The organism is Mycobacterium alsense (genome assembly GCF_002086635.1).
Lineage (GTDB): Bacteria > Actinomycetota > Actinomycetes > Mycobacteriales > Mycobacteriaceae > Mycobacterium > Mycobacterium alsense.
Map to the genome: position 1 here is coordinate 20,977 of NZ_MVHD01000023.1, position 13,638 is coordinate 34,614.

Sequence of the window (13,638 nt, forward strand, 5' to 3'; positions counted from 1 at the left end):
AGGCGGATATGCCGCGGGAAACCCGCTTCGACGGTGTGCGGGTGCGCGACGACAGCACCAAGAGCTACGACGAGCTGGTCGGCGCGCTGCTGGCCGACATCGGCGAAACGCCGGTGCCCGTCAACGACATCGCGACGGCCACCGACGACTGGCAGTCGTTTTAGCAGCGGTCGAAACCCATGTCGCGCCAAGCGGATTCATGCTATTCGGCCCGGTGGACCACGGGGCGTGGATCGGCAAGGCCGGCGTCGACCGCAAGGCGCTGCTCGTCATCCTCGGAAACCCGCTGATCGCGATCACGATGCTGCGCCACGACGTGACCGCGGGCCTGTTCGCGCCGGTCGCGCTGCTGATCCTCGACGAGCCGGGCGGCAGCCTGACCTACGTCAGGGCGTCGTCGCTGATGGTGGTCGAGGAAAACCCCGTACTCCTGGGCGCCGCACAACAACTCGACGCCAAGCTGGCCGCGCTGGCCGCCAAGGTGGCGGGCTGAGGCGCGGATCGGGCGACCCGGCGGTGCGGCCACAGGACGAAGGGTCCAGTGCGGAGGACTTTGGCCCCTGCCTCCCGCCGGGTGCGGGGCCGACAGTGAGAGAGGGCGTCGTGGCAACCCGCGAGGTGGGCAAGTTCTTACCCGGAGCGTTCGCTGGAATCGCTTACGACTCACGTGATTCGCCCGCGGAGAGGAGGCCGTGGTCCATATGAACGTCAGCCCTGGGAATCTGTCGAAAGTATGCGCGGTCGTTTTGTCCGCTGCTGCGCTCGTTTGCGCAGCGCCGGCGTCAGCGGATCCGACCGATGAAGCTTTCGTTACGGCGCTCGAGAATTACGGGATCCACACCGATGGCCGCGACACCGCGATTGCGCACGGGCACGCGGTGTGCGCCGGGCTCGATCGAGGGCATGACGCGGGCTATCTGGCCTTGAAGCTGATCAACGACACGAAGCTGAATATCTCCACGAGGCAGCAAGCCGGCTTCTTCCTCGGCGCTTCGATTGCGGCATATTGCCCGCAGTACAGGGGCACGCTCGATCCTTCGCTGACCTGGCTGCAGCCATTTCCCCCGATGATGTGAGCGCCAAGGCTCGCACCGGCGGCGCCACCGGAGTCAGAGCCAGCCCGTGCGGGCGGCGGCGACAGGCTCGGCAGGGGACGGCGCCAACGTCCCGTCCCGTACGCCGTCGAGCATCCGCCGCACCGCGGCGACGATGTCCGGGGCGGCGGCGACGAGCCCCGCCTTGTCGGCGTCGGTGACGTCGGCGGCGTCGACGCCCGCGCGGGCCAGCACGGTGTCCGGGTCGGCCAGCTGACCGGCCAGCCACGACACCGGGTCGGCGGACAGCTCGGGAACGAAGTGCCGGCGGCCGGGTTCCCAACCGTCGAAGCGGGGGTGGTGGTGGGCGCGGTCCAGCGTCCCCGGCGGGCTCTGGGTGGAGCCGAACAGGTCCACCCGCCACACCGGGCGGCCGAAGGAGATCGGAACGCCCGCATAGATCGACCCCCGGGGCTCGGCGCGCTCCACGAGGCGCAGTTCCAGCCTGACGCCCCGCTCCGGGGTCTCCTGGCCGGCCAGCGGGCGCGGGTCGACGAAATACATGTCCCCGACGACCACGCCCAGGGTTTCGAATCCGAACGCTGCGAACATCGCGTGCCCTTCCGTTGCGCCTTTTCGAAGCGTACTCGCCGCGCCGAACGTGAAACTGTTGCGAGTTTCGGCGCCGAATTTCGCAACCAGTTCACTCTCGGCGCAAGGGCGCAAGGGCGCAAGGGCTTTAGGCGGCCAGGCCGTCCCGGGCCCCCGCCGCCGGCGCGCGCCGCTTGTCGCGCTGCGCGCGCCGCCAGCCCCGCACGGTGGCGATCGCGGTCTTGAGGCCGCGGCGGCGCCCGGTCGCCGGGTCGGTGCCCGCGAAACCGGGCTCCAGCTCGGCGAACATCCGCTCGCTGCGGGTCTCCGGCGCGTCGTCGACGTCGTCGTGCAGGTACTTGTCCGGCAGCGACAGCTTGGCCAGCGTGCGCCACGTCTTGGCGTACTGCAGCAGGAACGAGCCTGTGGTGTAAGGCAAGTCGTACTTGTCGCAGACCTGGCGCACCCGCACCGAGATCTCGTGCAGCCGGTTGCTCGGCAGATCGGGATACAGGTGGTGCTCGATCTGGTGGCACAGGTTGCCGCTCATGAACCGCAGCACCGGCCCGGCCTCGAAGTTGGCGCTGCCCAGCATCTGGCGCAGATACCACTGGCCCTTGGTCTCGCCGATCATGTCGGTCTTGGTGAACTTCTCCGCGCCATCGGGGAAATGGCCGCAGAAGATGACGGCGTTGGCCCACACGTTGCGGATCACGTTGGCCGTCGCGTTGGCCGTCAGCGTCGACCGGAACGTCGCACCGGGCGACAGCGAGGTCAGCGCCGGGAACGCGACATAGTCCTTGACGACCTGCCGGCCGGCCTTGGCCAGGAACTCGTCGATCCGTTGCCGGGCCTCCTCGTGGCCCATCCGCTTCTTGACGATCTTGCCGATCTCCACGTGCTGCAGGCCCACGCCCCACTCGAAAAGCAGGGACAGCAACGTGTTCCAGACCAGGTTCAGCAGGTTGAAGCGCTTCCAGCGCTGGTCGCGCGTGACGCGCAGCATCCCGTAGCCGACGTCGTCGTCCATCCCGAGGATGTTGGTGTACTTGTGGTGCACGAAGTTGTGGGTGTAGCGCCAGTGCTTGGACGACCCGCTCATGTCCCACTCCCACGTCGAGGAGTGGATCTCCGGGTCGTTCATCCAGTCCCACTGGCCGTGCATGACGTTGTGGCCGATCTCCATGTTCTCGATGATCTTGGCCACGCCCAGGGTGACGGCCCCGGCCCACCACGCCGAACGCCGCGAACTGGCGGCCAGCACGACGCGGCCGGCCACCTCCAGCGCGCGCTGCGCGGCGATGGTGCGACGGATGTAGCGGGCGTCCCGCGCCCCGCGAGAGTCTTCGATGTCCTGGCGGATGGCGTCCAGCTCAACGGCCAGGCTCTCGATGTCGGCGTCCGTCAGATGGGCGAATACGTCGACGTCGGTGATCGCCATCGTCTTCTTCTCCCTGCTGTCGTTGTCCGGTTCTCTATCAATACCTACGCTATCGTAACCTACGAATCCGTAGGTTACCTGTGAGTAGCCTTTAGATGTCGAGCACGCAGTCGCCCGAGGCGGCCGACACGCAGGTCTGGATCCGCGTTCCCGGGTCGTGCTCGGCCCCGGTTCGCAGGTCGCGGACGTGGCCCTCGACCAGGCCCACCACGCAGGACTGGCAGATGCCCATCCGGCAGCCGAAGGGCATCCGCACGCCGGCGCCCTCCCCCGCGTCCATCAGCGACGTCGCGGCGTCGGCGGCCACGGCGCGCCCGCTGCGGGCGAACGTGACCGTCCCGCCGGCCCCGGCCGGTGCGGCCTTCGACACGGCGAAGCGCTCCAGGTGCAGCCGGTCGCCGGCGCCCGCCGACGACCACAGCTTCTGGGCCTGGGTCAGCATGCCCTCGGGCCCGCACGCCCAGGTCTGACGCTCGCGCCAGTCGGGTACCTCCCGGTCCAGCGCGGCGAGGTCGAGCCGGCCCTGGCTGCGCGTCTCGCGCACCTGCAGGCGATAGCCCGGGTGGCGTGCGGCCAGGTCGGCCAGCTCGGCGCGGAACATCACCTCGGCTTCGGTGGGTGCCGAATGCAGGTGCGTGACGTCGCCAATTTGTTTGCGGCGCACCAACGTTCGCAGCATCGACATCACCGGCGTGATCCCCGACCCGGCGGTCAGGAACAGGATCGACGGTGGGGCCGGGTCCGGCAGGACGAAGTTGCCCTGGGGCGCGGCCAGCCGCACGATGGTCCCGGGTTCGACGCCGGCCACCAGGTGGGTCGACAGGAACCCCTCGGGCATCGCCTTGACGGTGATGGTCACCGTGCGATCGGAGCCGGGCGCTACCGGACTCGAAGTCAGCGAGTACGACCGCCAGCGCCAGCGCCCGTCGACCAGCAGCCCGATCCCGATGTACTGCCCGGGCTGGTAGTCGAAGCTGAAGCCCCAGCCCGGCTTGATCACCAGGGTCGCCGAATCCTCGGTTTCCCGGCGCACGTCCAGGATGCGGCCCCGCAATTCCCGCGCCGACCACAGCGGGTTGGCCAGGCGCAGGTAGTCGTCGGGCAGCAGCGGCGTGGTGATGCGCGCGGCCAGCTTGCGCAGCGCGTGCCAGCCGGGATGGCGGTCCGCCCCGGCGACGACCGGGCGCCTGGTGTCCCCGACATTGGCGGAGATCGGTGCGTACTGCTTGCTCAAAAAATGCTCCTGCTCGCTACGCCCCTCCAAAAAGGCTACGGTACCGTAACCTACGGTGCCGTATCCAGTGCGGCCGGCGGCGATCGCGTCACATCGGACCGCGTCAGAGCAGGTCGAGCAGGAACGGCAGCTCCTGGGCCGCGTACCAGGCGAGGTCGTGGTCCAGCGCGTCGCCGACCAGTAGCTCGGCGTCCTCGTCGCCCAGGTCGGCGGCGTCGATGGCCTCTATCGCCCTGGTGACGTCGGGCTCCGCGTCGGCGTTGTCCACGTAGGCGGCGACCACCCGATCGATCGTGACGGGCGCGCCCAGCCGGACGACGGCGTCGTCGAGGTCGGGCCGGTAGGTGACCCCGGATTCGCCCAGGTCGGCCTCGGCGGCCAGCACCGCCCGCCGCGGCGGCAGGCCGGATTCCCCTTCCGCGGCGTCGGCGGCCAGCAGCCGCAGCGACGCCAGCGCCGCCTCGCGCAGCGCGACCTCGGCGAGCTCCTCGTCGTCGCCCTCCGCATACGCCTCGCGCAGCCGCGGCGTCAGCGCGAACGCGGTGCCGTTGACCGGCCACAGCGAGCCGTCGGCAACGAGCCGCTGCAGCATCGCCAGGGTCGCCGGGATGTAGACCTGGATCGAGGCGGCCACTCAATCCCCGATCAGCGTGGCCGCGTAGTCGTCGACATACGTGGACAGCTCACGCGGCGGGCGCTGGTAGTTGCCGCTCACCACCGGATGTTTGGGCAGTTTGACCTTCGGCCGCCCGACGTCGTGGTAGGAGATCGTGGACAGCAGATGGGCCATCATGTTCAACCGGGCGTGCTTTTTGATGTCCGATTCCACGACATACCAAGGGCTTACCGGGGTGTCGGTGTGCACCATCATCTCGTCCTTGGCGCGCGAGTAGTCCTCCCACCGATACAGCGCTTCCAAGTCCATCGGGCTGAGTTTCCATTGCCGCACAGGGTCATTCAGTCGCGCCCTGAATCGGCGCAGCTGCTCGGCCTCGGAAACCGAAAACCAATACTTGCGCAACAGGATCCCGTCGTCGATCAGCATCTGCTCGAAGATCGGCGTCTGCCGCAAGAACAGCGCATGCTCTTGCGGCGTACAAAATCCCATCACCCTTTCGACGCCGGCGCGGTTGTACCACGACCGGTCGAACAGCACGATCTCGCCCTTGGCGGGCAGGTGCGCGACGTAGCGCTGGTAGTACCACTGGCCGCGCTCGCGATCGGTCGGGGCGGGCAGCGCGGCGATCCGGGCGACGCGGGGGTTGAGGTATTCGGTGATCCGTTTGATGGTTCCGCCCTTGCCGGCCCCGTCGCGGCCCTCGAAGATGACGACCAGACGCGTGCCCGTGTGCCGCACCCATTCCTGCAGCTTCACGAATTCGGTTTGAAGCCGCAGTAATTCGGCCTCGTAGACGGCACCGGAGATCTTGCGCGCGGCCGCCGGGCCGTCATTTGTCTCGGTGCCCACACCACGAATGATAGATCGTCACACCGCATTTCACCCGGCCGCTCAGCGGGAAGCCTCCACGAGCTCCTCCAGGGCCTGGTTCAACAGGCCCGGCAGCAGGTCGACGTCGCTCATCGCGTCCCGGTCGGCGTTGATGCCGAAGTACAGCATGCCGTGGTAGGACGTCACGCTGATCGCCAGAGCCTGGTCGTTCAGCAGCGGGGGGACCGCGTAGGTCTCCAGCAGCTTGGTGCCGGCGATGTACATCTGCGACTGGGCACCCGGTGCGTTGGTGATCAGCAGATTGAACGTCCGCCTGGAAAAGCTGGGGAAGCCGGTTGCCACGCGAATTCCCATGGCGTGCAGCGTCGGTGGCGCAAACCCCGACAGGGTGACGATGGTGCGGGCGTCGACCAGGCGGGCGGCCGTCGGGTTGGATTCGGTGGCGTGGGCGATCTGCGACAGCCGCACCACCGGGTTGGCCTCCCCCACCGGCAGATCCACCAGGAACGGTATGACCTGACTGATCATCTGGCCGGGCCCCGTCGAGTCGAGCTGCTCGTCGGCGTAGACCGACAGCGGCGCCATCGCGCGGACCGTCGCCGTCGGCGACACCGCTTCCCCGCGGGACAGCAGCCAGTTGCCCAGCGCGCCTGCGATGACGGCGAGCACCACGTCGTTGATGTCGCAGTCGTAGCGGGCGCGCACCGCCCGGTAGTCGTCGAGCTTGCCGCGGGCGACGGTGAACCGCCGATTGCGCGAAACGGTGGCGTTGAGCGGGCTGCTGGGCGCGGTGCCGCGCGCGACGGCACGCGCGATGTCGGCGGCGCGGCGACCGGCCTCGAGCAGCGCCCCGGCATCCGTCACCACCTCGGCCACGGCGGATCCGACGGCCCGCAGCTGCGCGCCCGGCCCCGCCACCCAGTCGCCGATCGCGCCGAGCACCAGCCGCGTGTGGCCGGGGTCGCGTTCCGGGATCCAGATGTCCTCGGGGAACGACGGCGGACGGCGCGTCCGGTCGGCGATGACGTGACCGATCTCCAGCGCTGTCATGCCGTTGATCAGGGCCTGGTGCGACTTGGTGTAGAGGGCGACGCGGTTCTTGGCCAGGCCCTCGACCAGGTACATCTCCCACAGCGGCCGCGACTTGTCCAGCGGGCGCGCGGCCAGCCGGGCGATCAGCTCGTGCAGCTGCTCGTCACTGCCCGGCGAGGGCAGCGCCGAACGCCGCACGTGGTAGGTGATGTCGAAGTCGTTGTCGTCGATCCACACCGGCCTGGCCATGCCGATCCGCACCTCCCGGACCTTCTGCCGGTAACGCGGGATCTGGGCCAACCGCTGCTCGACCGTGGCCAGCAGCGTTTCGTAGCTCAATCCCGCCCGCGGCCGCTGCAGGATCGACAGCGAACCCACGTACATCGGGGTGGCCGTGTTCTCCAGCCGGTAGAAGGAGGCGTCCGCCTGGGACAAACGGGTCACCATTGCGGCGCTGTCCTCCTTGTCATTCCACCTCGGTGCCGTTCAGTGAACGGGTGTTCCCGCCCACCGTAATCGCCTAAACGGGACGGGGCGCGGCGCGGGTATCGCCCGGTCCATCGGCGCGGATACGCGCCGGCCCGCCCTGTGCCATGATGACCACTGACCGACCCCCGCGTCTGCCACTCTCCAGCAGCCCCGATTCGATGGAGAGTGCGCGTTGACCGTTTTCGCCGTGACCCCCGTCGTCGACTACGAGCCGCCGAGGCGAGACGTCCCCCCGTGCCGGCAGCCGTCCCACGCGGCGCTGCGGCGCCGCGCGCGGGCGTCCCCCCGGGGGTGTCCGCCGCCGCCGGACGGGCCGGTCGGGGCCCCGGCGGCCGCACCCGCCGCCGCGTCCGCGCCGATGCGCCAGGCGGCCGTCTTCGCCGACGCCGCGCTGCGCCGGGTGCTGGAGGTCATCGACCGCCGCCGGCCCGCGGCCCAGCTGCGGCCCCTGCTGGCGCCCGGCCTGGTGGACTCCGTGGTTTCGCTCGGCCGTGGGCCGGCCGGGCAGGCGCGTGCCGCCGCGGTGCTGCGCCGCACACGGCTGCAACCGGCCGGACACCACGACCCCGGGTCCGCGGCCGAGGTGTTCGGGTCCTTCAGCCGCGGGGAGCGGGTCCACGCCATCGCCTGCCGCGTGGAGCGGGTGCGCACCGGCGCCGAGAGGGCGCGGTGGCTGGTGGTTGCCCTGCACATCGGCTGACCCCATCGCCGATGGTCAGGTCGATCCGGTCGCGGGCGTGGAAGCACCGCCCGCGTAGCGGGCCAGCACCGGCCCGGCGATCGCCATGACGAAGACGTACGACGTCCCCAACGCGGCGAACCCGGGGATGGACGTGCCGATCAGGCCGATGATGATCAGGGAGAACTCGCCGCGGGCGATGAGCGCGGCGCCGGCGCGAAGCTGCCCGCGCCGGGCCACGCCGTCGCGGCGGGCGGCGACGACCCCGGTGGCCACCTTCGTCGCCGCGGTGACCGCCGCCAGGGCCAGCGCCACCGGCAGCATCGGCACGAGCTCGTGCGGGTCGACCGACAGCCCGATCGACAGGAAAAAGATCGCGGCGAACAAATCGCGCAGCGGACCGAGCACCTGGCGCGCCCGGTCGGCCGTCGCGCCGGTCAGGGTGAGGCCCACCAGGAACGCGCCGACGGCGGCCGACGCGTGCAGGACCTCCGCCACCGCCGCCACGATGAGCGTGATGCCCAGGACCCGCAACAGCAGCTGCTCGGAATCGGGGTGTTCGACGAGCCGGCCGACGTGGTGTCCCCAGCGGTAGGAGGCGGTGAACGCGGCCGCCAGCGCGCCGACCGCGGCGACCATGTCCACGACGGCCTCCACCCAGCCGCCGCCCGCCGCGAGCACCGCGAACAGCGGCAGGTAGGCGGCCATCGCGAAGTCCTCGAGGACCAGCACCGACAGCACCGCGGGCGTTTCGCGGTTACCGAGCCGGCCCAGGTCCTGCACCAGTCGGGCGATGACACCCGACGAAGAGATGTAGGTGACGCCGGCGAGGGCCAGGATGGCGACGCCGTTCAGGCCGAGCAGCCAGCCGGCCGCCGCGCCGGGCGCGGCGTTGAGGACGACGTCGACGGCGGCGGAGGGCAGGTGGCGGCGCAGGCTGCTGGCGAATTCGGTCGCCGAGAACTCCAGGCCCAGGGTCAGCAGGAGCAGCACCACGCCGATGGGCGCGGCCGTCGCGATGAACTCGCCGGCCGCGGCGACCGGCACCACGCCGCCCTTGCCCAGGCAGAGACCCGCCAGCAGGTAGACCGGGATGGGCGACAGCGCCAGGAAGCGCGCCAGGCCCCCCAACACGGCGAGCGTGGCGAGAAGGGCGCCGAGTTGGAACAGCAGCGCCTCCGAAACCTGCACCGGCTCAGCCCTTGGCGATGATCTGTTCGACGCCGGCGATACCGTCCTCGGTGCCGACGACGATCAGAACGTCTTGCGCCCGCAGCGTTTCGGCCGGGCCGGGCGAGGCGAGCACTTCGTCGTTGCGCACGATCGCGACGATCGACGCCCCGGTGCGGGTGCGGGCTCGGGTGTCACCGAGCGGATGCCCGACGTAGGGGCTGCCGGCCACGACGCGGACCTGCCCCGTCTCGAGCCCGGGCACCTGCCGCGACAGCTCGGTGAACCGCTCGGCGATGCGGGGCGCGCCCAGGATCTGGGCGACGGCCTCGGCCTCGTCGTCGGCCAGGTGCAGCACCGGCCGGGCGCGGTCGGGGTCTTCGGGGCCGTACAGGACGACGTCGAAGTCACCACCCCGGCGCGCGATGATGCCGATCCGGTCACCCTGGTGGCTGGTGAACTCGTATCGGAGACCGACCCCCGGGAGCAGCACCTCCTTGACATCCATGGGTCCATCTTTGCAGGCGGCGGGGCTAGGGTGAGCGGATGGACGGAGACACGCTCAGCGTGGAGCGAATCGTCAAGGCGCCTCCGGACCGGATCTTCGCGCTGCTGGCCGACGCCGGGCGGCACGCCGCCTTCGACGGGTCGGAGTCGCTGAACCACGCTTCGCGGGAATCGGTTCCGCTGTCGATGGGTTCGAAATTCGGGATGGCGATGAAGGGACGCAAGGAGACGCTGTTCGTCCCGTACCGCACCATCAACACCGTCGTCGAATACGAACCCGGGCGTCGCATCGCCTGGCAGACCACCGCGATCGGCGGGCTGCTCGGCGGCCGCATCTGGCGCTACGAGCTTCAGCCCGCCGAAGGCGGCACGCTGGTGCGCGAGACCTGGGACGTATCGCGGGACAAGCAGAGGCGGATGATCACCAGCGGCTCGATGCCCGAACTGACCGAGAAGGGCATGCGCGCCACCCTGGAGCGGATCGCCGGGTTGCTCGAGAGTTAGTGCTGCCCAACGGTTTCGGCCGGGTGCCGGGCCGGGTGCGGGACCAGCATCGGCACCTCGCGGCGGTAGTCGCGGTACTGGTCACCCAACGCGTCGACGAGATTGCGCTCCTCCATCTGCAGCGCGATCAGGACGTAGCCCGTCATCGCGATCGAGAAGAGCAGGTGTCCGGCGGTCAGGGTGGGCGCCGCCCAGAAGGCGATGAGGAGGCCGAGCATCAGCGGGTGGCGCACCAGCCGGTAGAGCCACCGTGCGTGAAAGCCTATGTGGGTGTAGGGCTTTCCGCGCCACGCCAGATACACCTGCCGCAGCCCGAACAGGTCGAAGTGGCTGACCATGAAGGTCGATGCCAGGGCGATCCCCCAGCCCAGCCAGAACACGGCCCACACCGCCAGGCGGGCGGCCGGCTGGCGGACGTCCCAGATGACCGCCGGCATCGTGCGCCATTGCCAATACAGCAGCACCAGCACCGCGCTCGCCAGCGCCACGTAGGTGCTGCGCTCGATCGAGGTGGGCACGAAGCGGGTCCACCACGCCTTGAACGTCGGCCGTGCCATGACGCTGTGCTGGACGCCGAACGCGCCCACCAGCAACACGTTGACCAGGACGGCCTGGCCGATGGGCGCGGAAAGCCCGTGATCGACGGTGCGCGGCACCACGAGGTTGCCCACGAAGGCAATGAGATACAAGAAGGCGCCGAGGAACAGCAGGTACGCCGCCGCGCCGTAAGCGACGATGAGTGAACGCTTCATCAGGCAAGTGTCCGCCGCGCGGACTCGCGGGAACATAGGTCATTTGCCTCAATTTCGCGCGCCGGGGCACTAGTCATTTCTGACTAGTCCCGCGAGTGGGGGCACGAGTTGAGGCAAATGCCCCATGCGATCGCGCCCACGGTCGGCCGATGATCGCCGATGACGACACTCCTTCGAGGCAACCACGGAGACCGGATCATGACCGAATCGGCAGGCAAGGCAACGACCATCGAGCGGCCCAGTACCCGGCGATCGGCACCCGGCGTTCGGGTCGACGCCATCGACGTGAGCCGGCGCGCCGGCGGGCGACAGATCCTCCACGAGCTGTCGCTCTCGGTGGAACCCGGGGAATTGGTCGCCATCGCCGGCGGCAGCGGAGCGGGCAAGACCACCTTGCTCGAAATCCTCGCCGGGCTGCAACCGCCGTCCGCCGGGGAGCTCCTGCACGACGGCGCCGCCCCCCGCGCCCGCGCCAACGCCGGCTCCGCGATCGGCTACGTGCCCCAAGACGACATCATCCACCTGGAGATGCCCCTGCGCCGGACGCTGCGCTACGCGGCGCTGCTGCGGCTCCCCGCCGGCACCACCACGGCGGAAGCGGAACAAATCGTCGACGAGACCCTGCGCGATCTCGATCTGGCCGATCGGGCCGACGTGCCGGTGCGCGCGCTGTCCGGCGGACAACGCAAGCGGGCCAGCATCGCCGTCGAGCTGCTGACCCGGCCGCGCCTTTTCTTCCTGGACGAGCCCACCTCCGGGCTCGATCCCTCCACCGCGGCCGACGTGATGCGCCTGCTGCGCAAGCTCAGCCAACGCGGCATCACCATCGTGCTGACGACGCACGAGCCGGCGGGCATCGACCGCTGTGACCGCGTGGTCTTCCTCGCTCGCGACGGCCACTTGGCGTTCACGGGCAGCCCGGCCGCGGCGCGGTACTACTTCGGCGTGGAAAACCTCACCGAGGTCTACGAGCGCCTGGCCGGCGAGCACACTCCCCAGATCTGGGCGAAGCGATTCGCGGACAGCCGGATGAACCCGGCCACCCGGCCCCACCCCGATCGCCGACCCGCCCCGGCGCCGCGGCCCGACGTCAGGCGCACCGGCATGACAAGGCAATGGTGGCTGCTGACCCGGCGCAACGTCGATGTCCTGGTCCGCAACCGGCTGACCCTTGCGATCCTGCTCGGCTCGCCGGTGCTCGTGACGGCGATGATGGCGACGTTGTTCCGGCGCGGCGCGTTCGATCCGGCCGGCGCGACCGGCGCCGGCCCGGCCCAGCTGGTGTTCTGGATCGCGTTCGACGGCTTCTTTTTCGGCCTCACGTACGGCCTGCTCCAGATCGTGGGCGAGATGGCGGTCTTTCGGCGCGAACGCCTGGCCGGGCTCAGTGTGGGCGCCTACGTGGGGTCGAAGGTGACGGCGCTGCTTCCGGTTCTGGCCGGGGTGAGCGTGGTGTTGCTGGTGGTGCTGCGCGCGCTCGGTCGGCTTCCCGCCGCGGGCTGGGACGTGTACGCCGCGCTGTTCGCGACAATCGTGATCGAAGCGACCTCGGCGCTCGCCCTGGGCCTGTTCGCCTCGGCCGCCGTCTCCAACGCCGCGCAGGCGGCCCTGGCCCTGCCGATGCTGTGCTTCCCGCAGGTGCTGTTCGGTGGCGCCATCGTGCCCGTCGACCAGATGGCCACGCCGGGACGCCTGATGAGCCTGGTCTTGTCGAACCGCCACGCGTTCGACGCACTGGGGCGCGACCTGGGGCTCGATCGCTACACCACCACGCTGCCGGCCATGTCGGCCTACCACGACACCTTCCACGGGGGCACCGCCGCCAGCCTCATCGCGCTCGGTTCGTTCGCGGTGGCCCTCACGCTGGCGACCGCCTGGCTGCTCGACCGGCGATCCCGGCCCGGCGCTTCGACCCGATAACCCGAACGATCGCAACGCGTTTGGGGGAAGCTCACATCTTTCGGGCGAAGACGTCGATCGGCTCGTCCTGTCCCCGCAGGCTCAGCGTGCGTCGCTGCGTTCCGGCCATCAGCTCGTCGGCGACCCCGCTTGCGACCAACAACTCACCGCCGGCGGCGCGTTGTTGCATGCGCGCCGCGGCGTTGACCGGGCGACCCAGCGCGGTGAAGTCGACCACGGCATCGCCGACGTTGCCGACGTATGCGATGCCCGCGTTCACCGCCACGCCGACGTCCAGCCAGGGTCCACCCGGTGTGCCGTACCCGACCGCCTCGAGCAGGTCCGCCCCCGCCTCGACGGCTCGCTGCCGATACGCGGGCCCGCTGATGCCCCGGACGAAGAACGCCATCACCTCGTCGCCGATGAGTTTGTCGATCACCGCGTCATGGCGAAGAAGTGTCTGCGTCGCGGCGGTGTAGAACCGGTTCAGCAACGCGGCGAAGTCCGCGGGCGCCCGACGGTGACCCAGTGCGGTGGAGCCGCGGACGTCGGCGAACAGCACCGCGATGTCCACCTCCGCCCCACCCCGCGGCAATGCGTCGCAGCAGCGCATGCACAGGTTGGGGTTTTTTCGCGATCGACGAAATCCCGCGGCGGCGAAGATCCGGCCGACCGGCCCGCCGAACGGGTTGTTGCACAGCTTGCATCGCGGCGCGGAGGGCAGGTAGCGGAATGCGCGCCTGGCTCTGACCAGAGGCGCGTGGCCGTCGGTGAGCACCTCGTCCCACAGCCTCGACGTCACCGGATCCGGGCGCACGATGCTGGTCATGCGCAAATGATCGCCTCCGGTCACCGC

At 69.9% G+C, this 13,638-nt stretch carries 14 protein-coding genes and 1 pseudogene; 5 read left to right on the forward strand and 10 right to left on the reverse strand.

Annotated features, from left to right (window positions below; genetic code table 11):
* Positions 1-8 precede the first annotated feature (8 nt).
* Together BST11_RS14450 and BST11_RS14455 are read left to right on the forward strand one after the other, a co-directional pair.
* Positions 9-493 (forward strand): annotated as a pseudogene (locus tag BST11_RS14450) (DUF302 domain-containing protein).
* Between the two features lie 208 nt (positions 494-701).
* Complete coding sequence (locus tag BST11_RS14455; RefSeq protein WP_083138625.1) at positions 702-1,076, forward strand: DUF732 domain-containing protein; 375 nt, start codon at positions 702-704, stop codon at positions 1,074-1,076.
* Between the two features lie 33 nt (positions 1,077-1,109).
* On the opposite strand, the gene BST11_RS14460 is transcribed toward BST11_RS14455, so the two are convergent.
* The 6 genes from BST11_RS14460 to BST11_RS14485 form a co-directional block, all read right to left on the reverse strand.
* The gene (locus BST11_RS14460) at positions 1,110-1,646 is read right to left on the reverse strand and encodes a hypothetical protein (RefSeq protein WP_083138626.1); all 537 of its coding nucleotides are present in this window, start codon (positions 1,644-1,646) and stop codon (positions 1,110-1,112) included.
* 127 nt (positions 1,647-1,773) lie between these two features.
* Positions 1,774-3,066 (reverse strand): fatty acid desaturase family protein, encoded by a 1,293-nt coding sequence (locus BST11_RS14465; RefSeq protein ID WP_083138627.1) that lies wholly within the window; start codon positions 3,064-3,066, stop codon positions 1,774-1,776.
* A gap of 91 nt (positions 3,067-3,157) precedes the next feature.
* The gene (locus tag BST11_RS14470) at positions 3,158-4,300 is read right to left on the reverse strand and encodes a ferredoxin reductase (protein ID WP_083138628.1); all 1,143 of its coding nucleotides are present in this window, start codon (positions 4,298-4,300) and stop codon (positions 3,158-3,160) included.
* A 103-nt stretch (positions 4,301-4,403) separates the two neighbouring features.
* A complete protein-coding gene (locus BST11_RS14475) occupies positions 4,404-4,922 on the reverse strand; it encodes a DUF6912 family protein (protein WP_372509667.1) in 519 nt (172 codons plus the stop codon).
* A 12-nt stretch (positions 4,923-4,934) separates the two neighbouring features.
* Positions 4,935-5,768, reverse strand: a complete 834-nt coding sequence (gene ppk2, locus BST11_RS14480) for a polyphosphate kinase 2 (RefSeq protein ID WP_083138629.1) — start codon at positions 5,766-5,768, stop codon at positions 4,935-4,937.
* A 42-nt stretch (positions 5,769-5,810) separates the two neighbouring features.
* Positions 5,811-7,229, reverse strand: coding sequence for a WS/DGAT/MGAT family O-acyltransferase (locus tag BST11_RS14485; protein ID WP_083138630.1), 1,419 nt, complete (start codon positions 7,227-7,229; stop codon positions 5,811-5,813).
* 229 nt (positions 7,230-7,458) lie between these two features.
* On the opposite strand from BST11_RS14485, the gene BST11_RS14490 reads away from it, so the two are divergent.
* On the forward strand, positions 7,459-7,971 hold the full coding sequence (locus tag BST11_RS14490; RefSeq protein WP_083138668.1) for an Rv3235 family protein: 513 nt from the start codon (positions 7,459-7,461) through the stop codon (positions 7,969-7,971).
* 15 nt (positions 7,972-7,986) lie between these two features.
* Here the strand turns inward: BST11_RS14490 and BST11_RS14495 are convergent, their stop codons facing one another.
* On the reverse strand, positions 7,987-9,141 hold the full coding sequence (locus tag BST11_RS14495) for a cation:proton antiporter (protein WP_083138631.1): 1,155 nt from the start codon (positions 9,139-9,141) through the stop codon (positions 7,987-7,989).
* Positions 9,142-9,145: 4 nt separating this feature from the next.
* Positions 9,146-9,628, reverse strand: coding sequence for a cation:proton antiporter regulatory subunit (locus tag BST11_RS14500; RefSeq protein ID WP_068208233.1), 483 nt, complete (start codon positions 9,626-9,628; stop codon positions 9,146-9,148).
* A 38-nt stretch (positions 9,629-9,666) separates the two neighbouring features.
* Here BST11_RS14500 and BST11_RS14505 point away from each other — a divergent pair, with 38 nt between their 5' ends.
* Positions 9,667-10,131, forward strand: coding sequence for an SRPBCC family protein (locus tag BST11_RS14505; protein ID WP_083138632.1), 465 nt, complete (start codon positions 9,667-9,669; stop codon positions 10,129-10,131).
* Here the strand turns inward: BST11_RS14505 and mddA are convergent.
* Positions 10,128-10,883 carry a methanethiol S-methyltransferase gene (mddA, locus tag BST11_RS14510; RefSeq protein WP_211284716.1) on the reverse strand — a complete coding sequence of 252 codons (756 nt, stop codon included), beginning with the start codon at positions 10,881-10,883 and terminating at the stop codon, positions 10,128-10,130. The genes BST11_RS14505 and mddA overlap by 4 nt on opposite strands.
* 198 nt (positions 10,884-11,081) lie before the next feature.
* On the opposite strand from mddA, the gene BST11_RS14515 reads away from it, so the two are divergent.
* Positions 11,082-12,803: an ABC transporter ATP-binding protein/permease gene (locus BST11_RS14515; protein WP_244897657.1), complete on the forward strand. Its 1,722-nt coding sequence runs from the start codon at positions 11,082-11,084 to the stop codon at positions 12,801-12,803.
* 31 nt (positions 12,804-12,834) lie between these two features.
* On the opposite strand, the gene BST11_RS14520 is transcribed toward BST11_RS14515, so the two are convergent.
* Complete coding sequence (locus tag BST11_RS14520; RefSeq protein ID WP_083138635.1) at positions 12,835-13,611, reverse strand: adenylate/guanylate cyclase domain-containing protein; 777 nt, start codon at positions 13,609-13,611, stop codon at positions 12,835-12,837.
* Positions 13,612-13,638: the final 27 nt, after the last annotated feature.

Bases quoted from the DNA above. Each gene is read 5' to 3' on its own strand.
- BST11_RS14460 (WP_083138626.1), bottom strand. From the start codon at position 1,646: ATGTTCGCAGCGTTCGGATTCGAAACCCTGGGCGTGGTCGTCGGGGAC.
- BST11_RS14500 (WP_068208233.1), bottom strand. From the start codon at position 9,628: ATGGATGTCAAGGAGGTGCTGCTCCCGGGGGTCGGTCTCCGATACGAG.
- mddA (WP_211284716.1), bottom strand. From the start codon at position 10,883: ATGAAGCGTTCACTCATCGTCGCTTACGGCGCGGCGGCGTACCTGCTG.
- BST11_RS14515 (WP_244897657.1), top strand. From the start codon at position 11,082: ATGACCGAATCGGCAGGCAAGGCAACGACCATCGAGCGGCCCAGTACC.
- BST11_RS14485 (WP_083138630.1), bottom strand. From the start codon at position 7,229: ATGGTGACCCGTTTGTCCCAGGCGGACGCCTCCTTCTACCGGCTGGAG.
- BST11_RS14505 (WP_083138632.1), top strand. From the start codon at position 9,667: ATGGACGGAGACACGCTCAGCGTGGAGCGAATCGTCAAGGCGCCTCCG.
- BST11_RS14465 (WP_083138627.1), bottom strand. From the start codon at position 3,066: ATGGCGATCACCGACGTCGACGTATTCGCCCATCTGACGGACGCCGAC.
- BST11_RS14455 (WP_083138625.1), top strand. From the start codon at position 702: ATGAACGTCAGCCCTGGGAATCTGTCGAAAGTATGCGCGGTCGTTTTG.
- BST11_RS14520 (WP_083138635.1), bottom strand. From the start codon at position 13,611: ATGACCAGCATCGTGCGCCCGGATCCGGTGACGTCGAGGCTGTGGGAC.